The organism is Gracilibacillus massiliensis (assembly GCF_001458115.1).
Lineage (GTDB): Bacteria > Bacillota > Bacilli > Bacillales > Amphibacillaceae > Gracilibacillus > Gracilibacillus massiliensis.
The window spans coordinates 489,938-514,197 of the sequence record NZ_CZRP01000011.1 but is presented as its reverse complement, the minus strand read 5'-3'; the positions used below and the strand labels follow the sequence as shown (position 1 = coordinate 514,197).

General features: G+C 33.2%; 17 protein-coding genes and 1 pseudogene. 7 read left to right on the top strand and 11 right to left on the bottom strand.

Annotation, left to right across the window (positions count from 1 at the left end):
- Positions 1 to 28 precede the first annotated feature (28 nt).
- Positions 29 to 3,496 carry an alpha/beta hydrolase-fold protein gene (locus BN3107_RS06010; protein ID WP_058306715.1) on the bottom strand — a complete coding sequence of 1,156 codons (3,468 nt, stop codon included), beginning with the start codon at positions 3,494 to 3,496 and terminating at the stop codon, positions 29 to 31.
- Between the two features lie 1,192 nt (positions 3,497 to 4,688).
- Between BN3107_RS06010 and BN3107_RS06005 the strand changes: the two genes are divergently transcribed.
- Complete coding sequence (locus BN3107_RS06005; RefSeq protein ID WP_058306714.1) at positions 4,689 to 5,537, top strand: C39 family peptidase; 849 nt, start codon at positions 4,689 to 4,691, stop codon at positions 5,535 to 5,537.
- Between the two features lie 57 nt (positions 5,538 to 5,594).
- Here the strand turns inward: BN3107_RS06005 and asnB are convergent, their stop codons facing one another.
- From asnB to BN3107_RS05980, 5 genes are all read right to left on the bottom strand, one after another.
- Positions 5,595 to 7,493 carry an asparagine synthase (glutamine-hydrolyzing) gene (asnB, locus tag BN3107_RS06000; protein WP_058306713.1) on the bottom strand — a complete coding sequence of 633 codons (1,899 nt, stop codon included), beginning with the start codon at positions 7,491 to 7,493 and terminating at the stop codon, positions 5,595 to 5,597.
- A 447-nt stretch (positions 7,494 to 7,940) separates the two neighbouring features.
- The gene (gene uppS, locus BN3107_RS05995) at positions 7,941 to 8,654 is read right to left on the bottom strand and encodes a polyprenyl diphosphate synthase (protein ID WP_058306712.1); all 714 of its coding nucleotides are present in this window, start codon (positions 8,652 to 8,654) and stop codon (positions 7,941 to 7,943) included.
- A gap of 14 nt (positions 8,655 to 8,668) precedes the next feature.
- Entirely contained in the window at positions 8,669 to 10,129 is a 1,461-nt protein-coding gene (locus BN3107_RS05990) for a DUF4153 domain-containing protein (RefSeq protein WP_058306711.1), read from the bottom strand.
- 94 nt (positions 10,130 to 10,223) lie between these two features.
- Positions 10,224 to 10,850: an HAAS signaling domain-containing protein gene (locus BN3107_RS05985; RefSeq protein WP_058306710.1), complete on the bottom strand. Its 627-nt coding sequence runs from the start codon at positions 10,848 to 10,850 to the stop codon at positions 10,224 to 10,226.
- Positions 10,847 to 11,179: a PadR family transcriptional regulator gene (locus BN3107_RS05980; RefSeq protein ID WP_058306709.1), complete on the bottom strand. Its 333-nt coding sequence runs from the start codon at positions 11,177 to 11,179 to the stop codon at positions 10,847 to 10,849. The genes BN3107_RS05985 and BN3107_RS05980 overlap by 4 nt, the downstream gene beginning before the upstream one ends.
- Positions 11,180 to 11,377: 198 nt before the next feature.
- Between BN3107_RS05980 and mntA the strand changes: the two genes are divergently transcribed.
- The 3 genes from mntA (at position 11,378) to BN3107_RS05965 (ending at position 12,538) form a co-directional block, all read left to right on the top strand.
- Complete coding sequence (mntA, locus tag BN3107_RS05975; protein ID WP_058306708.1) at positions 11,378 to 11,713, top strand: type VII toxin-antitoxin system MntA family adenylyltransferase antitoxin; 336 nt, start codon at positions 11,378 to 11,380, stop codon at positions 11,711 to 11,713.
- 66 nt (positions 11,714 to 11,779) lie between these two features.
- Positions 11,780 to 12,094, top strand: coding sequence for an HI0074 family nucleotidyltransferase substrate-binding subunit (locus tag BN3107_RS05970; RefSeq protein WP_197412037.1), 315 nt, complete (start codon positions 11,780 to 11,782; stop codon positions 12,092 to 12,094).
- A 156-nt stretch (positions 12,095 to 12,250) separates the two neighbouring features.
- Entirely contained in the window at positions 12,251 to 12,538 is a 288-nt protein-coding gene (locus BN3107_RS05965; RefSeq protein WP_058306707.1) for a hypothetical protein, read from the top strand.
- A gap of 250 nt (positions 12,539 to 12,788) precedes the next feature.
- Here the strand turns inward: BN3107_RS05965 and BN3107_RS05960 are convergent, their stop codons facing one another.
- Complete coding sequence (locus tag BN3107_RS05960) at positions 12,789 to 13,442, bottom strand: RloB domain-containing protein (protein ID WP_058306706.1); 654 nt, start codon at positions 13,440 to 13,442, stop codon at positions 12,789 to 12,791.
- Positions 13,442 to 14,746, bottom strand: a complete 1,305-nt coding sequence (locus BN3107_RS05955; RefSeq protein WP_058306705.1) for an AAA family ATPase — start codon at positions 14,744 to 14,746, stop codon at positions 13,442 to 13,444. Before BN3107_RS05955 ends, BN3107_RS05960 begins: the two co-directional genes overlap by 1 nt.
- Positions 14,747 to 15,383: 637 nt before the next feature.
- On the opposite strand from BN3107_RS05955, the gene BN3107_RS05950 reads away from it, so the two are divergent.
- On the top strand, positions 15,384 to 15,659 hold the full coding sequence (locus BN3107_RS05950; protein ID WP_058306704.1) for a hypothetical protein: 276 nt from the start codon (positions 15,384 to 15,386) through the stop codon (positions 15,657 to 15,659).
- A 149-nt stretch (positions 15,660 to 15,808) separates the two neighbouring features.
- On the opposite strand, the gene BN3107_RS05945 is transcribed toward BN3107_RS05950, so the two are convergent.
- Complete coding sequence (locus tag BN3107_RS05945; protein ID WP_058306703.1) at positions 15,809 to 16,837, bottom strand: replication protein; 1,029 nt, start codon at positions 16,835 to 16,837, stop codon at positions 15,809 to 15,811.
- A 911-nt stretch (positions 16,838 to 17,748) separates the two neighbouring features.
- Here BN3107_RS05945 and BN3107_RS05940 point away from each other — a divergent pair.
- On the top strand, positions 17,749 to 21,093 hold the full coding sequence (locus tag BN3107_RS05940; protein WP_058306702.1) for a UvrD-helicase domain-containing protein: 3,345 nt from the start codon (positions 17,749 to 17,751) through the stop codon (positions 21,091 to 21,093).
- Positions 21,094 to 21,340: 247 nt separating this feature from the next.
- On the opposite strand, the pseudogene BN3107_RS20095 reads toward BN3107_RS05940, so the two are convergent.
- A pseudogene (locus tag BN3107_RS20095) lies at positions 21,341 to 21,985 on the bottom strand (GGDEF domain-containing protein).
- Positions 21,986 to 22,685: 700 nt separating this feature from the next.
- On the opposite strand from BN3107_RS20095, the gene BN3107_RS05925 reads away from it, so the two are divergent.
- On the top strand, positions 22,686 to 23,003 hold the full coding sequence (locus tag BN3107_RS05925) for a hypothetical protein (protein ID WP_058306699.1): 318 nt from the start codon (positions 22,686 to 22,688) through the stop codon (positions 23,001 to 23,003).
- Positions 23,004 to 23,098: 95 nt separating this feature from the next.
- Here the strand turns inward: BN3107_RS05925 and BN3107_RS05920 are convergent, their stop codons facing one another.
- Positions 23,099 to 24,229: a DegT/DnrJ/EryC1/StrS family aminotransferase gene (locus tag BN3107_RS05920; RefSeq protein ID WP_058306698.1), complete on the bottom strand. Its 1,131-nt coding sequence runs from the start codon at positions 24,227 to 24,229 to the stop codon at positions 23,099 to 23,101.
- Positions 24,230 to 24,260: the final 31 nt, after the last annotated feature.

Genomic DNA, 24,260 nt, shown 5'->3' with positions numbered 1-24,260 from the left:
AAGGGGCAGTTCACATGCCCCTTTTTATCTACTTCAATAACTTTCTTCTCTTTATCAATATAGTGATAGCTAAACCTAGAATTAATAATAGTATTCCAGCTAGAATAACATTAAAATTATTGGTAGCCGTATTTGGAAGCTTTTGATTTGATTCAGTTGCTGTCGAATCTGATTCCTCTTGCATTTCGCCATCATTGTTTGAGCTTTGACCCTTCTCTTTTTGCTTATCATCATCCTTGTTACCATTAGGCGGAGTTGTTGGATTATCTTGATCCTCAATTGGTTTCTCTTCTTGTTCTTCATCTTCCTTTTCTTTATCCGGCTCTGTATCATTTACAGTATATTCAAATTTACCTAACTCTTTGTTGGAATCTAATATAGAAGCAAAAACGGTTAACGTATAACCCTTTTCTTCATCAACATCTAATGCACTAATCTTATCAGAATCTGACAACGCATTAGTTATATGAATCTCTTGATCTAATTCAATATTCGTTGAACCTGATATTTCTGTATATTCAACGTGATTAAATACAATTTTTCCGTCTTGTTCGATTTGATAGGTTATCGGAATTTCCATATCTGGATTTGTATTTAATGTATATTTAGAATCTGGAATGACATTCAGCCATTGGTCAAATGAATCTAAAAACTCTAGATTTGTTGAGATAGCAAGAATATCTTTTGTCATTGTTGCTTCTATTTCCCCCGTAAAATGATCCGTAATAGTGCCATTTGTTGTATACATGCTATCACTAACGTAACTAAAAGCATCAATTACAAAAGGTGTATAAAAAGCACTATTGTGTTCACCATTTTCAATAAAGAACTTGTGATCCACTCCACTTGCACGAAGTTGCTGGTCTAGTCGAATATTCGGGGTTCCAAAACCATAGACATCTCTGTTACCAGAAATGAAATAATGACTGAAGTTTTGTAGATATTCAGCACTCACCTCAGATGCTATCGCATTAGGACTATTTTCACCACCATAGCTAAATGCACCAAAAAAGCTAATAATAGACGAAAAGTAATTCGGATTTCTTAAACCAATTCCATATGCTCCTTGTCCCCCCATCGAGGCACCTGCCGTTCCATTATAGCGGGCGTCAGCTATTGTACGATAATTAACGTTAACAAATGGAACTAAATCTTCTGTTACCATTCGCTCCCAGTCACCTCTCCACCAGCTTAAACCATCACTGTCAGGAATAACTACGATCATATCTTGGATATCCCCACTCGACATACCAGCTTCTAAAAGTTTATCAATACCATCAATTTCATATGATTTACTCGTACTACTAAACTGATGTAACAAATAAACAACAGGATACCTTTTATCTGAAGTAAAATATCCATCCGGTAAATAAATACGATAATTCATATCAATAGGTCCATCTACTTCCTTTGCGCTTGCAGCATATTCCGATGAATATTGATCTAAATAGAAGCGTTCATGATCCCCATACAAACTAATTTTATCATCTTCGATCAGATAGTATTGATTAACAGGTTCTGTAATAGTCTCACCATTTGCGGTAGTAATTGTTCTATCTGCTTTATACAAATACATATCTTGATAGAGATAAACATTTCTTGATTGATCTGAAATACTTACCTCACCATCACCAGCTAGATATTCTTTTACTTTTTCTAGTAATCTATTTTTATCATAACCAGCTTGAAAATAATTAGGTGCAATGGTTGCCGCATAAGTGGTTAAATCCTTTGTTTCCAGTGCCTTATTCTGCTGATCTACGAATGAATTAATTCTCTCTGTAGTAGAACTATCCGCCAGTTCGGAAGGTAAACCAATGACTTTGTTATAAGCAGCTGGTGAGTATATTCCGATCGGTCCTTCATACCAACCACCAGCACCGTTAGAATTAACCATTCGTACAGCTATTGTATTCGTGCCACCATAATTTAAAACAGTGGAATCAAGATCATAAACGCGATCCACGTCCCATGGATTACTATTATCATAATTCCCACCCGGTTCAGGGATGCCGGTTGAGCCAATTCGACTTCCATTTATATAGACTTCATCAGCTTCATCAAACTTACCTAATGCTAATACCAAATCTTCATTTGCAAAATCGGTTGGTATATCAAATTCACGTACATACCAAGCATATCCAGTCCAGTTTGGATTTTCACCTAAACTTTCATCAAAGTCTGCTGGCCACCAGTCAAGGCCAGGTTGCACTGTGCCCCAAGAGCTCCAGACATCCTTAGTAACATTGTCAATATTGTCAAGTGATACATTAGAACTGTTAGAATACTCTTTATATGCATTGAATTTCCAATCACCCATAAGGTCGATTAACTGCTCATCAGGCGCAGAACCTGTATCTTGAATACGAACTAATGCTTCTTTGCCTATTTCCATTTCAAACCCAAGTATGTTTGCAGTCACTTGAACATTAGAACTTTTACCGTTCACCATATTCGGAATTGAAAAAGCACCTTCCAAACGTTCTGGATCAGTAACCTCAACTGTATCGGCAGAAGTATAAAATATTTCTTGATTATCCGGATCAATTAGCGTAACTTCAATATCCATATCTAATGTATCTACGGATAGGTCATTAAAATAGTCATGAATCTCCAGATCATAACCAACATCGATATTTTCAACAGAGCTTGCTGCTACTTGTGGTGATAACGATATACTTCCACTAACGAGGTCACCATAAAATTGTTTACTAAAACGGTTGATCACACGATGAATGGACTCTTTTAAATATGTTTCGTTATAAGATCCGAAACGCGCTGTATATTCATGGTATTGATATGGTGCCATTTGAAACCAATCAATAAATAATGAGCCTATATCATTTGTCGATTCTGACTTGTACGTTGATTCGTCTTCCGTAGGACTGTCAAGGTACGTATAATAGTTATATATATTTTCTGATCCTATCTCGTTGATAATGTCATATACATTCCCATACTTTTGTTGAAATGGATGATCGGAACTATTAAAATCCCCACGAATACTGCCTATATTTTTAATCGAATCAGGTTCATTCATAATCGAATCTTCATCAGTCATACTGTAGACGTAAGCCATGTAGCCACCTAAGCCTACTCCAAGAATGGCACGTTGATCCACTTTTGCTATCGTATTATAAGTATTGTCCACATCCTCAATGATAGTGTCTAATCCCTTTCGAAAATCCTGATTATTATTAAAATGTGGTAGAACTAGAATCATATCGCCAGCATTATTTGTTGCCATTTCTTCTTTAATCATCGAAATCATTTTATCACTATATGAAGATTGTCCGTCCTCTGGCATTAAGTAAAGTACAGGATAGGATTGCTCACTTTCTTCCTTATAATTGGAAGGTAATATAAGTTTATAGGATAAATCATCATCTAGCTGAATATCTATTTCTTTGTTATCTGCTTTCAACGTTTGGAAAAACGGTACATTCATTAAAATAAGAGTACTGATTAAAGTAAATAAAATTATTTTTCCTTTCATGGATAAACCTCCTTGTGATAATAGAGCATGTATAATTCTAGTAAAAATACACTTTCAGATATACTATTACCTTTTGTAAAATCACAAAAGTATCCGTTTACATTTTGGTTTTTGATAATATTCTTTTATCATCATATTTAAAAGTTGGAAATCATAGATGTGTAGTCGATAAAATCGAATGTTAATCGAGGCGATGATAGGTGTAAAACATGAGATGAATTTCAAAACTATAATGAAAAGGTACATATAGCGCATAATAGTATTTAGCTATTGTATATGTATGGTACAGGATATTAAAAGTTTCACCTCCTTCTGTCTAAGCGTTATCTGAAAGCGTGTACATAGTATATCAAACTAAAATTATTTAATTATGGAATAAATACAGAGGATTTTGGTATTTTTTTCACACCAGTTGAAGTTAATAAGAGGTATTATGTAATATATTTAGAATTCGAACTATTTTTAGGTGAATTGTTATAGAGTGATTGTCATAACCTAAAAACTGATGACAATTTTTCACAAAAAATCAGCCAGCGTCTAAAACGCTCACTGATGGCAACCTTACTTTAAATATTTTTCTATTTCTTGTAATGAGTTACATTCATATACATTTTCAATTATACTTTCTAAAGTGGAAATCTCTTGTTTTTTCAATCTATACAACATATCATCTGGCATCGGGGCTACATATTTTTCGATTAACCTCACCGCTGTGTTTAAAAGGGCATCAGTCGCACCTTCTATTTTTTCAGTTCGTATTCCTTCTTTCTTACCTACTTTTTTTCAGACCTGAACCCCTTCAAGTGATAAAAAAATACGAAAATGATCATCGAATGACCGGTAATTAATATTCAATAATAGGAGCTAAACGATTTGATTCTACTTCATTAAGAAGAATTCGGCATTTTCCTTAGCTATTGGCGAGTGCCGGAACTTTCTTATACTTTGTAGATTCAAAATTTTTACTTTGTCGAATTACTCAAGCGCTGAATTATTATGCTATCTTATCGTAGAAAAAGAAAAGCCATAAGATACTTAAGATTTTTTTATTGTTAATCACTTAAAAAGTGAAACAGCTGCTCCGTCCCCATGTTGCATGCAAAAGTTGATTAAATCCTCGATAATAGGTATAGTTATAGTTTAATATATAATGTTGAATAACTAGTATAAGTTAGAGGGGCAGGGATAGAGAATGTTAATTGTTGCTTTAGTTTTATCACTCTTAATGTTTTTCTTCCTTTTTCATTTTAGAAAAATAGCTAGGAAAAATATCTTTCGGCACATGGCAATTATGTATATGATTTTGTTTGGCTTTTTAAGTATTGGAATTGGTAGTTATTATGTTTATAATGCTAATTTACCGACACTTTTTAATGCTATATTTCAAGATAAACAAGTACAACTACATACCTCTAAAAAAAGTAAGTTAATCAATAAATCAAATATATCTTATCAAATAGAAGCTCCCGTGATAAAACAATTCCCTGAACTTCCAAGAGGTTGTGAAGTGACATCCTTATCAATGTTACTTCAATTTCATGACATTGAGGTTAATAAAATGGAGACGGCTGAAAAAATAAAAAAAGACGAGACTTCATATACCAAGAAAAATGGAGTTATTCATTTTGGCGATCCAAATGTTGGTTTTGTAGGTGATATGTATAACATTAGCAATCCTGGATATGGTGTTTATCATAAACCACTTTATCAGTTAACAAAAGATTATGTAGGAGACAAAGCTCTCGATATTACGGGCAAACCATTTGATAGTGTAATAGAATTAGTTGCGCAAGGAAAACCAGTTGTTGTCATTACCAATATCACCTATAAGGCTTTGCCAGATACAAATTTCATTACTTGGCAAACACCAAATGGACCTTTAGATGTTACGATGAAATTACATGCCGTTCTTGTCACAGGTTTTGACTCTAAAAGTATCTATTTCAATGATCCATACGATGGCACACAAAAAAAAGCCCCTAGGCAAGAATTCGTGTCTGCCTGGGAGCAAATGGGTAATCAAGCTATTTCAATTAAATAAAGCTTTATTCTAGTTAAAGTTATTTAAACACAGTTCAGACAGAGATTAAAAATGATTTCAACTTACTGCCTGTTTAGTTTTAGAAATGAATTTTTCTGCATCAAATTTATTTTCTATATAAATTTGATGCCATAGCATAAACATTAATACTGTCCATAACTTACGACTATTGTCAGCCTTGCCGGCACAATGATCATCTAGAAGCTTTGTAATCACTTGTTTATCTAATATGTCACCTGTTTGACTTTCCTGAATTAATTGTTGGGCCCAGTCGTTTAATTCATTTTTTAACCAATGACGTATAGGGACAGGAAATCCTAATTTTTTACGATCTAAAACATGGTCTGGTACAACGCCTCTTGCAGCTAAACGTAATATATGTTTCGTTGTCCCTTCTGCAATCTTCATATTAACCGGTATTTGACGAGCCACGTCAAATACTTCTTTATCTAAAAAAGGAACTCTTAACTCTAATGAATGGGCCATGGTCATTCTATCAGCTTTTAACAGGATATCACCTCGTAACCATGTATGAACATCTATATATTGCATTTGATTCACAAGGTTCTCCTGCGCTACCGATTGATAAAGTGGAGCTGTTAACTGCTGATAAGCTATACTATCTTGATGAGTTTTTAATATAGTTTTCTTCTCTTTCTCTTCAAACATTTTTGCATTTCCAATATAGCGATCTTTTAATGGTGTCGTGCCCCGCTCTAAAAAACTTTTACCTTTTACCCCTTCAGGAATTACCTGTGCTACTTTAGCCAATAAGTTTTTAAATGATGTAGGTATAGAATGGAACATTTTTAAAGATTCTGGTTCACGATAAATAGTATATCCGCCAAATAACTCATCTGCTCCCTCACCTGATAATACTACTTTCACATGTTTTTTTGCTTCTCTTGCTACAAAATATAACGGTACACAAGCTGGGTCTGCTAATGGATCATCTAGATGCCACATTATTTTAGGGAGTTCTGCCACATACTCTTCAGGAGAAATTATATATGAATGATTTTCTACACCTAGTTTTTCAGCCGTTTCTTTAGCGACATCCACTTCTGAATAACCTTCTTGTTGGAAACCTACAGAGAAAGTTTTGATGTTTGGATTATATTCTTTCGCCATAGCAACGATCATTGTCGAATCAATTCCACCTGAAAGAAATGAACCAACCGGAACATCACTTCTCATATGTATACCAACAGAATCAAACATTACATCTTGAATTTTTCTAGTTAATTGATGTTTATCCTGTTGAACTGGATCAAATGTAGCATGGAAATAACAATGGAACTTAATTTCTGCATCAACTGGTTTGACAAAATAATGTCCAGGCTCAACTTTATTGATATTTTCATTCATTGATAATGGTTCGGGAACATATTGAAAACTCAAATAATGTTGTAGTGCTTCAGAATCAATTGTTTCACCAGTTTCAGATAGTAAGCTTTTTTTCTCTGAAGCAAAATACAAACCATCTTGTCCATCTTTGTAATATAGTGGTTTGATACCAAAACGATCTCTTGCGCCATATAACGTTTGATGTCTCTTATCCCAAATTAATATCGCGAACATACCTCTAAATTGTTCGAATGCTTCAACTCCAAATTCTTGAAACATCGCTATAACAACTTCTGTATCAGATTCTGTTGAAAATGTATATCCTTTTTCCTTTAATTTATCTTTTAATTCAATATAATTATACACTTCCCCATTAAATACCATCCAATATTGGTCATCATTATATGTAAATGGTTGATGTCCACTTTCGATATCAATAATACTAAGACGACGAAAACCAAAAAGTACATTGTAATCTTCGTAATAGCCTTCATCGTCTGGACCACGATGGGTAATTAATTGATTTCTTTCAATAAAACTTTTGCGAGCTTGTTCTCCTAACTCCTTATTTATTTCCGAATACTTCATCATACCAACAAAACCACACATGTTAAATTACCTCTTTCTTGTTTTCCCTAAAGAATAACTGATATTTTTACTTCTAATTCATTAATACTATTAAACATTTATCCTAGAGACTACATAAATCAGAAATTAAAGATCTGAAAGTAATAGTCACTTAGTACTAAATTCTACTATTTTTGCGATTATTTTTCAATAAAATTTCATGTTTTCCATAAATTAATATTTTGAAAAGTCATTAATACTGTGTGGATTCTGCCATCCGTTCTGAAGGTATTTGTTATCTCAGTATTTTTTTATTCACATAATGATCGTTTTGACGCAACCTGCAAGTTTATTGTTTATATTATTGTTTCTGAACAATCAATTTATTAAACGAGGTTCTGTGTAAAATCCTCTACAAATACTTTTCCTTCTAAAAATCATATAGAATATTGATAGCCAATCTCGATACAATGCTCTTTATCTTCTTTGTTACATTCTTTGGATAAGTGAAACACTTGCTCCGTCCCCCTGTTGCACCCTTTCTAATGCTTTTATATATAATGGTTGTTTGAAGTCTGGGAATAGTTCGTCTACAAAACATAGTTGGGACATGGCGGATTGCCACATTAGGAAATTGCTTATTCGTTTTTCTCCGCCAGTTCGGATCACAATGTCTGGATCTGGTAAATTTCTGGTATACAAATAGTTTTCTAACATCTTTTCGTCTAATTGATCTATTGAAATTTTGTTTTCCTTTACATCTTTAATAATCTGTATCGTTGCTTGCCTTATTTCATTCCTACCACTATAATTCAAGGCAAAATTAACGATTAGACCTGTGTTGTTCTTTGTTTCGTTCATTGCTTTGATTACGACATTTCTTGTTTTATTGGGCAGATTCTCAATATCTCCTGAAATAAGAATTTTAATATTTCGTTTCATAAACTCTGGTAACTTTTGATTGAAAAATTTCACCGGTAAACTCATTAAATAATTCACTTCCTCAGCAGGTCTCTTCCAATTCTCCGTAGAAAATGCATAGAGCGTCAAAATCCTAATTCCGATATCGGCACTGGCATCAATCAGTTCTTCCATCGTTTTGGAACCTGCATAATGACCTTCACTCCGACTCCTGCCATGAAGCTTTCCCCAACGACCATTTCCATCCATAATAATGGCGACATGTTCTGGAATTGTTTTCATATGCCTCTCCTTTACTATAATTCAAGTTCTCTCAGTCTTTCCACTACCTGCTGCTTTTTGAAATTAAATGACTGCCACGTATCTAAATCAAGAGTATCTATCCTTTCTTTTCGAAGCTGCAAGAGATTTCGTAACTCTGGATAATCAGGTTCCATTTCATATAATGTAATTAATCCATCAATCCCTGAATAGGATAGCGAATCAAAATAATAAATATCAATCTTCTCTGTTTCTTGATAGCGTTCCAGATTATTCTCGACAATCATTTCCTCTAAATCAATGGCATTTAAGCCAGTGTAAAAAATCAACGCTGTAATCATATAAAAATGGAACAGAGAGATTCCTTTTAGCCATACATGGATTAACGTATAAGCAAAGATGACAATAAGGAATAACATAAACGTGTGTGCAAAAATGCGATCGATCGTAAATCCATAAGCATCTTCATACATACTTAATCTCATATATGCCGAAGCTAGCATGACACCACTTGTCATAATTAAAAGGGTATACATGCTTTTCATAAAATAACCGCCAGACTTTCTTTGCACATTCACGAACTTCAAACATATTAACAACAACGACCAATTAATCATCGTTACAACTACAAGTTCAAAAAAACCTCTCCGTGCATACTCGGCATATGTGAAATCGCCTTGAATAGATTCTCCAAAGAAATATTTAAATTGTATAACTGCAAATAATAAGTAGATACTGTTTAACAGCACTAAGATTGTCCCGGCAATGACACCGTCCCAACTCAGCGGTTTATGAACATTCGTTGATCTGCCAAGTGGTATCACATACCTTTTTCTCAGCGTTTGGAATAATGAGAAAAATAATAGAGTGAACAAAATAACCGCAATCCCTCGGAATAACCATTCTAAGAAGTTCACATCCAAGATAAAACTTGGAACTTCCATGATCACATTGGCAAACTTAGCATCTGCTGATATCAAGAGACCGACAATGACGATCAGCAATGGTCCTCCAAGTAATAATCCAATTACAATTCGTTTTACTATCTGGGTAGTGGATTTATTCATTCGTCTGAATATCGTTCTTTTCAAAACAAATTTGACCCACCTTTTTCCATATCCAAACGTTTGTGTGAACTTTTGATGCCATTGCTTCACAAAGACAGTTGAAATCCAATCGATGTTATTAGGAGTTGTAATTAAAACTATGTGGGTAAACACCAACACAGGTATAACAAGAATATTTAAATCATAAAAAACCTGATTGTCATAAAACAAATAGGATGCTGCTAAAACCCAGATCATGACCATCAGTAACAATCCAATTCGACGATGGGAAAACTTCATTCCCAACCGGTAAAAAAGGAGTGTATAAAAAGCTGCAATAAAAAGGACATAACTTATCCCTATCACACCATGAAAAAAGCTAAGTTCTGCCAATACACCAAGCCCTAAACAAATGAATAAAAACAGGAAACTCTTTTGTCGTTGCTTCATTTCATCCACCACCATTTTAGTTAATCTATATACATAGTTATTCTATGCATATAGGCAAAAAAACACTTCAGTTTTTAAATTAAAAGCCCAGGTACTAGACCGAAGCTTTCCTTCCCCAGCGATATCCTATCCAGCTGATGGGAAACAATACTACAGTTAATAAAATACATACAATAATAAAAGGCCCATTTAAAAACGGTTGAAACCATTGATGCGGTATCAATTTAAATACAATTAAATACATTAAGACAATATTTGGAATAACTGCATATGTAAAGGTTTTACGAAGTATTTTTAGTCCGCCACTACCAAATTCTTTGCCAATCTCATATCCAAGCAAGCCCCAAAACGCTGTGTACACGATAATTAGGATAGATGGTACAGCTGTGAGTCTTTGCCACAAAACTTCGATCCATTCCACTTCGTATACATTATAGACAATGGTAAGAAAAATCCCGCCAAGAAAAATGAGAATATTTAATACAACAAACAATAATTGCATCTTTTTCGGTGTAACATTAGCCTCACCTTGCCAGATTGCTGCAATTTCTTCAGGTGTTCCTAGCCTTTTCACGATTTCTTCATAGGATTCTTTCACATCTTCTTCCTGCATAAGGTCATATACATGTGAACGATACTCGGCAATAATTTGCTGTTTTTCAGGATGTTTCCCAAGAGCTTGATCAAGCTCTTGAACAAACTGTTTATCAGCTCGCGTCACGATTCGTTTCTCCCAATGAGATTGTTCATAACTTGCACGTAACGATGCCATTCACTTGTTTTGGTTTCTAATATTTTCTTACCTTCATCTGTAATCCGGTAATATTTCCGAGCAGGACCTTTTTCTCGATTTTGCCAATAGCATTCAATGAATTCTTGCTTTTCAAGCTTATGAAGCGCAGGATATAATGTACCTTCTTTTAATTGCAAATGATGCTCACTGCGACGATCCATTTCCTTCACAAGTTCATAACCATACATGTCACGCTCGATTAATAACTGCAGGACAAGAAGCGATGTGCTTCCTTTTACTAATTCACGATCAAACATTTCCTCACCTACCTAGAATTATTAGGTAACTCCACTATATAGAATTTCGAGGTATATGTAAAGGGTTTTTCAAATAATTATTTTGTCACTTGAATATTTTTATAATTGTGTGTTAAAAAGGACCTCCTTTGTGGATGGCTTTGACATAATAATGATGTTAAAATATAAGTACATATAGTTATATGAGGAGTGCTCCTTATGAAAAATAACTTCGCACAGCAACCAAAATTAACATCATCTGATCGCGATGAAGTACTTACATATTTAAGGCACATTATTACTGATCAGTTGAAAGGAAAGACTTGTAACGTATATTTATTTGGTTCTTGGGCACGCAATGAAGAAAAGCGGACATCCGATATTGATATAGCGATAGAATCGAAAAACCAACTCTCTGAGCAGTGTTGGCTTGAATTAAGTGAACGTATAGAAGAGTCTTACCTTCCATATCGTGTAGATATCGTCAATTTATCAAATGCAAGTCAAGTCATTCAAGAAAAGGTTAAGAAAGAAGGTGTAATATGGAAAGGCTAAAGGAAAGAATGGAAATGGCTACAAGGGCTTTATCAGCTTTTTCATGAAATTCTCCACCATCATGAAGTGAATGATATTATTCGGGATGCAGCTATTCAACGCTTTGAATTCACCTTTGAAGCTAGTTGGAAAGCTGCGAAGCAATATTTATTTGATATCGAAGGTCTAGACATAGGATCTCCTAAAGGTGTAATCCGTAGTTCTCGCGAAGTTGGTTTGCTATCAGATGACGAAACAATTCTTGCTTTAAAGATGGTAGATCATCGTAATTTGACTGTATACACATATAATGAAGAACTTTCTATTGAAATCTTTCAGCAACTAACTAACTATCTCGACTTGATAGGAAAATGGTTAAAGCAGATAAAAGAACGATGTTAATTTCTAAAATAGCTTAGTCAATTTTTCTGCGTTTAAGTTACAACGTATTTTTACTTTCTATGGGTCCCCTTAGAACACGTCTGTACAGTATTATACTATACATGTTAATATAAAAATCACGTAAAAAACTATAACTACATTGTAAGGAGTAATATAATGGGAAAAAAATATACTGATGCTGATTGGGCAAATGCAAAAAAGCGCTGTCGGCTAAATCAAGCTGATATACAAATGGCAAAAGAACTGGGAATGACACCGAAAAGTTTAACAAAGAACATACCAGCAAAAAACGAATTATGGAAAGCACCTGTTAAAGAGTGGGTCAGAGATTTATATGAAGAAAAATTTGGCACTTTGATAGGGAATAAACAAAATCACAAAGAGAAGAAACGAAAGAAAAAATTTGAACCATATCACATAGATCCGGATGATTTACCCTTTTAACCAGGCGATTAATACGAAATTTGGTAGAAATCAACATTCGCCTAGAGCTATACAGTGCTTCATCTTAACTTCATCTAAGATAAAGCACCTTGTTGTCGCTAATTATCTGCTCACAAAAATTTTGAAGTTGAAGTGGTGCTCTTCTTCATACATATCTCAATGTTACAAATGTCCTTTTCATGACAATATCATCCTTTATTAACTATATAAAATAAAACAGTTGCTCCATTCCCGGATTGTCTTCATAGATTTAAAATCTTTTTTCCATATCTATCATTTTGTCTAGTAAAATATCAATGTATGTAATGGGATTTAAATCTAGTATCTTTTTTATATCACTTTTATTTTGATATGCAGGCAATAGATTTAAATCAGTATCATTATAATTATTATTCAAATATTGTACCTCTCTTAAGTTTTTACTATTCTTGATTGCTTTTTCCATTTTATCAAACAAAGTATCTTTATGCGTCCTATACCATTTCTTTGTCTTCTCATAATTAGGTATAGGAAGCATAGTGTTATTATCAGTAAACTTTTGAAAGTATTGATAATGTAAGACAATCCAATTCTCCCAGTGGCGGTTAGATAAATATATAGATATGTCGGCATCATTGCATATTTTTGAAATTTCTTTTATTCTTGCATCAGCACTTTTTTCATAATTGTTATAATCAATGTCACCATCAATAATTGCAGCAAAATGATCCAACTTAAATTGATCCTGATATTTCTTCTTTTTTGACATTTTGGCTTTCTTTTTCAATTCAGATAAAGATAAATTAGGATCTATATTAATATGCTTAAACTGCCGATTCAGTTCACTAAAATACCGTTGCTCAGAGTTTTGTTGATGTTGATTCGCTTCAATATATAAGTGGAACTTAGGATGTAATCTTTGCATTAATAAATCACCTTAGGTATAGCACCTATTCTTCCTTCTCGATAGATATTTCGCCAATTATGATTTTCATATGTTACTTCATCAAAGTCTGACAAACGGTAAACTTCTGACGCAAGTGAGTGGCGATCCTTGTCGATCAACCATATTTGTTCTTTAGCAAATAATTTAGATTCGAGAAAATCAGTATTATGTGTTGTGAATATCAATTGGGAAGTATGCCCTTTTCCTTGTTGCAAAAATAATTGAAGAATGTAACGTTGGATTAAAGGATGATAATGATTTTCCATTTCATCTGTTATATAAACACGATTATTCTCTATACAATCCATTAGTTGAATAAATTCAAATATAAATTTTATGGTACCTAGGGATTCTGAACCAAATTCTATATTAAAGTGGCCATCTTTTAGCTCCCTTACCGTTTTAATATTATAAACTCTGTCTGATTTTTTAGTCTCAATAAATTTCTTTTTTAAGTCTTTTGGCCAATGAGTATCATTCATAATATCTTCAATTAACAAATCCGTTACATCTTCAAACTCAAGATCAGTAATTGATATGTCAATATCATATAGAGCGTCAATTAATTGTTCTTTTAATTCCGGAGATTCTTGCAATTTTTTAACTAAGTATGATTCATCAATTGATTCTCTGCCAAAAACAAGATCATACGCTATAAATTCGTAGGCTACTTTTAATAATTGGTAAGCTAATGTATCTACTGTATTTTGATAATGTGTTTTATTAATGTCTTGATAAAGGACGGTTAATATAGATCTTGCTTCATTATTATTTTTATTTGTATCTTTAACAAGTTCATTTAATGCACGTTCGTATTCGTTAATCTGATCTTTTTCCCTCTCAAAAATAATTTGTTTAGCAGATAATGTTGTCTTTCTAACTAACTGATACGACAACTGCTCCTTCAATACTTTTCCATCAAAAATATCTAGTACATATTCAAAAAGATAGTTATCCTCGTCATATCGCTTTAAAAATTTGATATAAAAAGAAGTAGGCTTTCTTTCTTTTGTAAATTGAAAAGAAGCAATTGCATTTAAATCATTCGATGATTTCACTATTTCATGCAAGTATCTCATCGATGCAATTAAATTCGTTTTCCCTCCCGCATTTGAACCATAAATAGCTGCTGTGTTAAGCACATAACGGTTCTTTTTATCTACTGGGACCTTATACAATACGTTATCATTGAAGATATTTGATCTTCGATAATCAGAATCCATCTTGAAAATTTGACGATCTTTATATGACAAAAGATTTTCAACACCAAATTCAATTAACATGTATGAATCCTCCTCTCCATTAAAGTATAACTTTTTCAATAGTCGAAATCAATCTAAATAAGCAAAACTATTTTAGATTGAACATTAGATAGGATTAACGATTAATTCGTATATTATACATATGACATGATAACGGTGAGATTGCTCAAACATCTCAATTTCTCAGAATGTTCTCCACAAGTGAATTTTTGTCTTTTTGAGGAGTCTTACCCATTAGCCAAAAATGGTTTACAATAATCAATGATCACACAGAATTCTTATAAAATGTCTTCCAAACGTGAACAACTATATTATAATTTTATTAGCCCTGTCATCTTTTTTTCTTTAGAATATCATCAGTTAGCTCATCCATATAAGGATTGTAAAAGCTAATATTAATCATAATATACGATATGAAGCAACTAAACATGACATTTCATATCTTACCGTACCAACACCTCCACACTATTTGCAGAAAAACAAACAACTCCTAAATTAATTTAAATGTCCTCAATAAATGAACATTTGTCTTTTCGAAGGGTCTGACCCTCTATCCCAGTGGTCTGACCCGGAGAACATGTCTGTACAGAGCTATAATATCTATGTTAGTATAAAAAAATCATGTGAAAAATAATTCTGCATAGAAAGGAGTAATAGGATGGGTAAAAAATATACAGATGCTGATTGGGCAAATGCAAAAAAGCGCTGTCGACTAAATCAAGCTGATATTCAAATGGCTAAAGAACTGGGTATGACACCGAAAAGTTTAACAAAAAACATACCAGCAAAAAACGAATTATGGAAAGCACCTGTTAAAGAGTGGGTCAGAGATTTATATGAAGAAAAATTTGGCACTTTGATAGGGAATAAACAAAATCATAAAAAGAAAAAATCAAAACCGTATCCTATAGATCCTGATGACCTACCCTTTTAATCAGGAGATTTATACGAAATTTGGTAGAAATCCACATTCGGCATAGAGCTATACAGTACTTCATCTTAACGTCATCTAAGAAAAAGCACCTTATTGCTGATTTTCTGCTTGTAAAAATGAAACAGTTGCTCCGTCCCCCTGTTTCACTATCAAACGCCTGGACTTTGTAAATAATTCCGCAGTAACTCATCGGCTTCTTCTGCTATTTTTTTCTTTTCCGTTTCTGTTTTTTGTTTAGTGGACAGATGTTGTTTCTGCTTATGTTTTTCATACCAATCAGGTATTGGGGCAGACTTTTGTTCACGATTCCTTTGCTGAAACGTATACTGCTCTTCAAAATGCCGAACATCAGCCAATGTGCAAACTCCAGCATTTTTCCAATTACTTAAAATACTCTCAATAAATCTTACTCCTTTTGCTTCACGTTTAGCTGCTACTTGCATCGCAGAATATAACACATCATAACCAAATTCTTTGTACCATTGCTTCAATAATTCGATATTAAATGGAGACTCTGTCATCCCTTTTTGCAAATTGTTGCGATAAAAATCGATCAGTTCACTAAACCCCTGGTCTCTATTATCATAATTTAATTCTTTTTTGTCTTTCTTCTTTTCTGTCTTTAAAAATGTCTTTACGGACGGTTCAAGCTTTGTGGATATTGGGGTTTTATGATTATTGGCTTCGTGTTTTACGAAGTTGACTGTTCGTGTTTTACTTACTAATTTTGTTCGCTTTATTCGTAAATTACGAACCTTGATATTAGTGGGCTTTCGTAATTTACGAACTTTTTCCATCTTCGCAGTTGTCGTTTTTCGTTTAATATTGGTATGAATCAACTGCTTAAACGTCTTGGTTTGCCATTTAGAACATGGTGTGATTTGCCAATCACGATAATCTTTATTGATCGAAAATACCATCGAATTTTTGTTCCATTGTAGCACGCAACAATCGACTAATCGTTCCAATTCTTTACGAACATCTTGTGTATGTATACCAGCGAGTTCAAACATTTTTAAAGTTGGGATGAGACAGTCTTTTTGTCCTGTACCATATGACAGACGCCAAATAAAGAAAATAATATTCTGTTGCCTTTTGGTGAAATTTCGTCTGATGATCTCGTTCCATAAATCATTTGCAATACGGATGTAGCCCTTTTCGACTTGGGGATTGGCCATTTAGCTCACCTCATTTTTTTATTAAAAACTTATTTATCAGTATAAGAAAAAATAAAAAAAGTGCACAAACTCAAACTTGTTAATGGCCTTATGAAAATCCAAAAACTTGTAGAAGAAATCCGTTTTTCTTCCGTGAAAATCTTTTTTTTGGTTGATTAGAAAAAGTTAGAGCATTATTATGAAAAATTTCATTGATCCTATAGGCGAAGATTAAAATACTAAAAAAATAGAAGTGCATTTGCCTCTATTTTTAATGAACTACATAGGATTGGAATGCTTGATCTAAGTGATCACTCCATCTTTTAACACTTGGTAATAAAGTAAACTGTATAATCTCTTGAACTTTGCCGCGATTTTCTAATTCGTATTGATCGACGACTAGAGAGTTTTACATTCTTGTAGTAAACATCCATTCATATTTCAACCCTACTATTATTATCTGATGAATAATAGTAATTTCAACAAGATTAGATACACAGGAAAAGACGGGCGTGATTGCTAAGATCTTCATATAACCATTTTAGCGGTTGAGACTTTTTTTATTTTTCAATTCTTTGAGTCACTCCATCACTATAATTTTATACCTCCTTTATTCTTTCCTAACATAAAAAAATGGAACATCATTCGTCATACAATACGAAATTAAGTAGTAACACGTGATACTTGATATCTTATCACAACAACCGCTACACACTATTTGCAGAAAAACAAACAACACTCCTAAATAGATTCGAAGGTCCTCAATAAATGAACATTTGTCTTTTTAGGGTGTCTGATATCTATTTCAAAAATCAATCTAGGGTCTATTCGAACTATTAAAACTATCTTATAATAATAAGGTAGACATCATTAATTCCGAATAACATCAGGCACAATTCTCTATATCACAATACAGAAAAGGAAATGAAGGTATGTTTCAGTCATTTATAAACAATCTTAAAAGTAAATTAGCTAAAAAAAGTAAAAAAAGCCCACCAGAACGATCAAACAGTTTTGATGACAGTATAGAAAAGGAAATTGATAAACGAGTAGAGCAGGAAGTTGAAACAAGGTTAGAAAAAGAAGTACATAAAAGGTTAGAACAGTTAAAAGTCAAGCAGAAACAAGAGCAAAAGCAACATCAAGAAGTGGATAAAGTCTACCGTTCACAATTAAGGCAGGAGAAAATAAGCGCATATGACAATACTCAAGCTAATCTGAACAAGAACAAGAAACCACAAATAAGAAAGGCAGAAATAGAAAATGATGAACGATTACGTGCTCAAGAACAAACCTCGAGACGAGTCAAAGCGGAATTAGAGCGGAAAGAACAAATAAAGAATGGAAGTATAAAAGAGAAAAAGCTTGAACAAGAGCGACAATTAAAAGAACAGAAAATCGCGGAACAAAAGAAACAGCAAGAAAAACTCAAAAAGGAAAAAGAAGAACGTTTACTAGCTTTTAAACAGATGAAAGCACGAGAAGAGAAAGAATTAAGGCTAAAAAAACAAAAACTGGCCGAGGAAGAGAAAGCGCGTCAGGAAAAAAGAAAGCAAGAAAAAATAAAACAAGAAAAGCTAGAACAAGAACAAAAATTAAAAGAACAGAAAAAAGCAAAATTAATCGAGTTGGAAAAGCGAGAAAAAGAAAGAAAAAAAACAGAGGAAAAACTTAAAAAAGCACAAGAACTGGCAGAGTCTTTCAAACTTGAATTCGTTAATCAAAGTACTCCTTTGATGATTGCAGCAGAAAATAATGATGTAGAACGAGTGAGGGAACTGTTAACTTCTGGTGCAAATCCGAATGTATGTAACAGATATCTCGAAACTCCATTGATTTATGCACTAAAAAGCATCAAAAAAGGACCATTTCATGAAGTAGTAAAATTATTACTCGATCATGGTGCCAATCCACATATTAAATCAACTTTGGATGTTACAGCATTTATGTATGCCAAATCAAGAAATGATCAGAAGTCATTAGAATTGCTAAAAGCACACGATGTTGATGTAAATGAATATAAGAAACCAAAATCTGAACGGCGACCAATCAAGAAAAAATCAACACGTACAATCATCAATAAAGAGAGTCAGACAAAGGTTAACAGTAAAACAAACATGGCTGATGATACCTTAACAGCAAGAGATATTGACAGGTCTCATGAATTCGAAAAGCATTTATTCGATGCAATAAGAATGCAAATAAGAGCAGAAATTAATAGCTTAAAAGAAAATTTAAGAAGCAATGACCTTGGTGGTGCAGACGAATATACAAATGCTGTTTTAAGAGAACATCGATATAAGCAAATTGATCAATTAGAGAGACAATACACAAAGCCGTATTTTGGAAGAATCATTTATAGAAAAGGAAAACAAATTAAAAGTTTTTACATTGGTGAGCGTGGTTATGATGATTTGATTATATCATGGACAACACCTGCTGCCTCCCTCTTCTATCAAAAGAAATTAGGTAAGCAAAACCATCACACATTAGGTACAGTAAATGTTGAACTGATTCGTCAATTTGATCATGGTAAAATTTATGATCTAGCTGTAACAAAAAGCGGGTATTACGACCCTGTGCTGCATCAAAAGCTTGGGAAGCAATCCAGCCATCAGCTCGGGGAAATCATCGAGACGATACAGGCAGAACAGGATGCTATTTTGCGAACACCAAAGAATACACCAATCCTGCTACAAGGTTCGGCAGGAAGTGGCAAAACAACGATTGCATTACATCGTATTCCCTATTTATTATATCAGTATAAAGAAATCAAACCCGAACAAATCCTTTTTCTCGGACCTAATAAACTGTTTTTAAACTATGTGGAAGCTGTGTTGCCAAATATAGGAGTAGAAAATGCAGAACAAAATACATTGGATAATTGGATCATCGAAAGAATTGACCCGAAAAGTCACGGTTATTCCCTTACTGATTACAATGAAAATCTGAATATTATAGAGAAACTGGACACTGGTAAAAAGGCAGAAATAATAAAAAGATGCAACATAAAGGGTAGCATTCTATTTAAAAAAGCAATCAGCCATTATTTGACAGATTATATGAATTATTTTAGCAATGTTCCCGATTTCAGTTTCAGTTATAAAGACTTTTCTTTCAAAGTGCCACATACAGAAATAAAAGATTGGTTTCAGCGTGCATATCAATCTACTTTCTTCTACGGTCGGAAACAGAAAATTATCCAGCGCTTAGCGGAACAATTTAGTTCTTCGTTGACAAGACATAAATTCGATGAGGAAGACGAAAAACTGTGTAAAGAAAAATTCGAGGCTAGTATCCAGCAATTTGAGCAACAGCAGATGAAGTATATGGATATTTATCAGATCTATTTTCAGTTCATTTCAAATGAGAAGTTACTGAAATTTTATGCGAAAGATTGTTTTGCAGACTATGATACGCTAAATTTTTTCGTGCAATCTAGTAAATATATGTATACAGATAAAGAAATTGAGTATGATGATCTTGCTGGTTTATTCTCGATCTTCGCCAAACTACATGGGAAATATGGTGTTCCTGAGCATAAACAAAAAAATAAAAAAAATTCCTATACGACGAAACGGTACCAGTATTTAGTTATTGATGAGGTTCAGGATTATAATCCATTTCAAATCGAAATAATAAAAGACGTAACAGAAAAAGGATCGATGCTGTTAGTTGGTGATTTAGGACAAAGCATTCACCAGTACAGAGGGATATCAAGTTGGGATCAATTAAGACAATTGTTTAATGAGAACTTACTCTACCAAGAGCTTAGCACTAGTTATCGTTCTACAAATGAAATAACGGATTTTGCCAACAAGATTATTCAGCCATACAGTGATGGATTATATAAATTATCAAAACCTGTTGGCAGAAACGGCAGCAACCATTCCTTCGTATACTCTAATACGGAACAAATGAGATCGGACCTAAGTAAAACGATTAGTAAAATTCAGGAAAAGGGTAGCAGTAACATTGGTATTATTACAAAAAGCCGAACTGAAGCTACATCTATTTATAGTCAGCTCATCGAAATCGACGTTGGTGCGGAATTATTATTGGATCACAATAATAGATTTGAAGGTGGAATTGTTGTTTTACCAGTCTATCTAAGTAAAGGCCTCGAATTCGAAGCAGTAATCGTTACAAATGTTACGAAAGACCAATATAAAAATTCACATGAGGATAGGAAATTGCTCTATGTTGCCACAACAAGAGCTTTAAATGAACTATTTATCGTCACAGAGGATGGCAATATGTCAGAATTAATTGATTGATAGGAAGCCTCTTGTAAAATTGAGGATCCATGTAAAGGCAAGACTTAAGGCAATTTGGATTTTATTCAAATTGCCTTAATGATTTATAAAGTCATCAAGCTGATATATATTATCCATTTTCAGTTGTATCAACATTAGCTTTTTTAGAATTATTGCTGGAACTATCATAGAAAGAATAATAAAACTAACGTGATTGATAGATTTTATTCCAATATACAATTCGACAAAATCCAGTTAGTGACAAGCACTATACCAAAACGTGTCCCTGTTTCCCTTGATAGTCTTTCACACAGTCTCTTCCTGCGTCCTTAGCTTGATACATGGCTTTGTCTGCTTTCTGATAGATCTCTTCAAATTGTGCGGTTCGATTTACTTGAACAACTCCTACACTTACTGTTATTTCTTCTGTTATGGATATATCTATTTCTTTACTTTTCATTTTGAGCGCTTGTTGAAAAGCTTTAATTTGTTTTATCGCTAGCTTACTATCTGCTCTTAGTAAAACGCCTAATTCTTCTCAACCAAGTCGTGCTACTTCGGCATCTTTTTTGGGAAAGTGTTGACGCATTAAATGGGCTACTTTTTGAAGTACTTTATCACCTGCAAAATGTCCATATTGGTCATAGAAATGTTTAAAATAATCGATGTCTAATAGTAAAAAGCTATACTCCGATTCCTTGTCACGTTTATTATACCTATCAATAAATGCTCGCCGATTATATAATTTTGTTAACGGATCTTTTGTAGCCATTTCCTGTAATCGCTTCTCATACAGCGTCTTATCTGTTACATCCTTCCAGACAACAAGAAACAAATCATCTACACGGTTACCGAGTTTCGTCACATGGATGTCATAATACTTATTTGCACGGTGATAGGAGAACTTTGTCATTTGGTTGTTTTCTATTGCATCTATTAGTGGCTCGACCTCTTGAAAGACATGGTTTACAGGCTGATCGATTATTTCAACTGAATAATCTTCTATTTGAAATAATTGACGAAAAATTCTCATGACTAAAGCACCCTCCGAAGTTCTAACTAGACGATCCAATATTACCATAAAGTGATCATAATTATCCAAATTCTAATTCTAAAACACTAGATTTTTTCAAATAATTTTGCTTTAATCTTGAAAAAAATTAAAATGGATAACATGAACTCAGTACCAACTCTCTTTATTAATGAAACTGCACTATAGCAATATGAAAGAATTGAATACGAAATCATTTCAGAAATTGAATTTTTAAAAAACGCGGTTGCATATGTTAGTTAGCGATGAAATTTGCACCTTATATTTGCAGATAGAATAAATTGTGTTGGGTGGTGCCTTTTAGGAAGTGCAACCATTCATTACTAACTACTACAAGAGAACATTTGTCTTTTGGAAGGATCTGCCCCCTTAGTCAGAATGGAAGCATTTACGAGAATATGATGAAAATTAATAGGAAGATTACATAAGGCAAATATTAGCGAATTAAAATCTAGTCTTACTGTTTCTATCCAATAACTAGGTGCTAGAATTCGATTTGAAACTTATGTGAAATTTATAGATAATAATCACAGTTAGAGAATTTTATGATGAAGGTGAAAACATGTACAAACTGATTACTAATGCAGAAGTTACTCAACATAATTTATTCGACGATTTATTTTGGATGAAAATTCTTGATATGTCAAAGATAATGGCTAGTCCTATAGATAAATTTAAAGTGGGTTTTGGCTGGCAATTAAATGTGATTTTTTTAGTTGAAAATGACTTTATCTCATTAGAAGACTTTCACCACTTAAAAAAATGGTTTTATTCTGATTTGAAGGTTGGTGATAAGATTTCAGATAAAAGTTGGCTTGATTATAGTCAAAACCGTCATTATCTTGAGCAGTTATTAGATATCAACCTCAAAAATAAATGATCATAAGTTTATTAATACTTTACCGATCATAGCTATCGTTTTCTATTTAAGTATCTATGATCGGTAAAAAAGGAATTTTCTCCCCTATTTAAATACTAATTATTAAAATACGATTTCACATTATCTACTACAGTGCTAATCTCTTTTTCTGTTAAGTAAGGATGTATTGGTAATGATAGAACTGTATTGCATAATTCATTAGTTATTGTAAAGTTATCATCGTTATATTTCAAATATGAGAATGCTGTTTGTTTGTGCATTGGTTTATGGTAGTATACAAAACTCGGAATACCCATATTAAGTAGATGATTATGTAAACCATCGCGATCTGTTGTATGCTTCAATTTGATTGTATATTGAGCAAAACTTGAATAATAACCTTGTGGAATCTTGGGTACTTTTACTATTGATGCTAATTCATCATCATACATTTTAGCAACTTTATTTATATCTTCTAACTCATGCTCAACAAATGCTCTGTACTTCACAAGTAAAACAGCAGCCTGAATGGTATCTAGTCTAGAATTAAATCCAATTCTGATATTATCATACTTATTTTTACCCTTTCCGTGCATTTTTAACGAAGTTATGGTCTCTGCCAATCGATCATCACTAGTAAAAATTGCACCTCCATCACCATAAGCTCCTAATGGTTTTGCTGGAAAAAATGAAACTGTACCAGCATCACCAAAACTGCCTGCATTTTTATCTCCTATTTTTCCACCAAATCCTTGGGCACTATCTTCCAAAATTAATAAATTATGATGTTTTGCAATCTTTTTAATTTCTATATAGTTTGCAGGAAGTCCAAATAAATCAACTGGAATAATAACTTTTGGTGTTAATTTCCCCTCTTGTATTACTTTTGTAATGGACTTTTCTAATTTCACTGGGTCCATGTTAAAAGTGCCCTGATCAACATCTACAAAAATGGGAGTAGCACCAATTAAAGCTACCACTTCTGCGGTGGAAAAGAAAGTGAAATCTGGAACGAATACAGCGTCTCCTTCTTTAATTCCCCAAGCCATTAAAACTAATGACATTGCTTCTGTTCCGTTAGCACAAGTTATGCAATGTTTTACGCCTTGATATTTACTTAATTGTTCTTCTAATTCTTGCACTTCACTTCCACCGATAAAATGCCCTTTTTGTAGTACATTGTGTATGGATTCATCAATTTCACTTCTATATTTTTGATATTGTGCTTTTAATCCTCTAAATTCCATATTAATTAACTCCAATTGTATTTTATAACAG

Coding starts and splice junctions, on each gene's coding strand:
- BN3107_RS05965 (WP_058306707.1), top strand. CDS start 12,251: ATGGGAAAAAAATATACTGATGCTGATTGGGCAAATGCAAAAAAGCGC.
- BN3107_RS06010 (WP_058306715.1), bottom strand. CDS start 3,496: ATGAAAGGAAAAATAATTTTATTTACTTTAATCAGTACTCTTATTTTA.
- asnB (WP_058306713.1), bottom strand. CDS start 7,493: ATGTGTGGTTTTGTTGGTATGATGAAGTATTCGGAAATAAATAAGGAG.
- BN3107_RS05950 (WP_058306704.1), top strand. CDS start 15,384: ATGGGTAAAAAATATACAGATGCTGATTGGGCAAATGCAAAAAAGCGC.
- BN3107_RS05990 (WP_058306711.1), bottom strand. CDS start 10,129: ATGAAGCAACGACAAAAGAGTTTCCTGTTTTTATTCATTTGTTTAGGG.
- BN3107_RS05980 (WP_058306709.1), bottom strand. CDS start 11,179: ATGTTTGATCGTGAATTAGTAAAAGGAAGCACATCGCTTCTTGTCCTG.
- BN3107_RS05945 (WP_058306703.1), bottom strand. CDS start 16,837: ATGGCCAATCCCCAAGTCGAAAAGGGCTACATCCGTATTGCAAATGAT.
- mntA (WP_058306708.1), top strand. CDS start 11,378: ATGAAAAATAACTTCGCACAGCAACCAAAATTAACATCATCTGATCGC.
- uppS (WP_058306712.1), bottom strand. CDS start 8,654: ATGAAAACAATTCCAGAACATGTCGCCATTATTATGGATGGAAATGGT.
- BN3107_RS06005 (WP_058306714.1), top strand. CDS start 4,689: ATGTTAATTGTTGCTTTAGTTTTATCACTCTTAATGTTTTTCTTCCTT.
- BN3107_RS05925 (WP_058306699.1), top strand. CDS start 22,686: ATGTACAAACTGATTACTAATGCAGAAGTTACTCAACATAATTTATTC.
- BN3107_RS05955 (WP_058306705.1), bottom strand. CDS start 14,746: ATGTTAATTGAATTTGGTGTTGAAAATCTTTTGTCATATAAAGATCGT.
- BN3107_RS05960 (WP_058306706.1), bottom strand. CDS start 13,442: ATGCAAAGATTACATCCTAAGTTCCACTTATATATTGAAGCGAATCAA.
- BN3107_RS05920 (WP_058306698.1), bottom strand. CDS start 24,229: ATGGAATTTAGAGGATTAAAAGCACAATATCAAAAATATAGAAGTGAA.
- BN3107_RS05940 (WP_058306702.1), top strand. CDS start 17,749: ATGTTTCAGTCATTTATAAACAATCTTAAAAGTAAATTAGCTAAAAAA.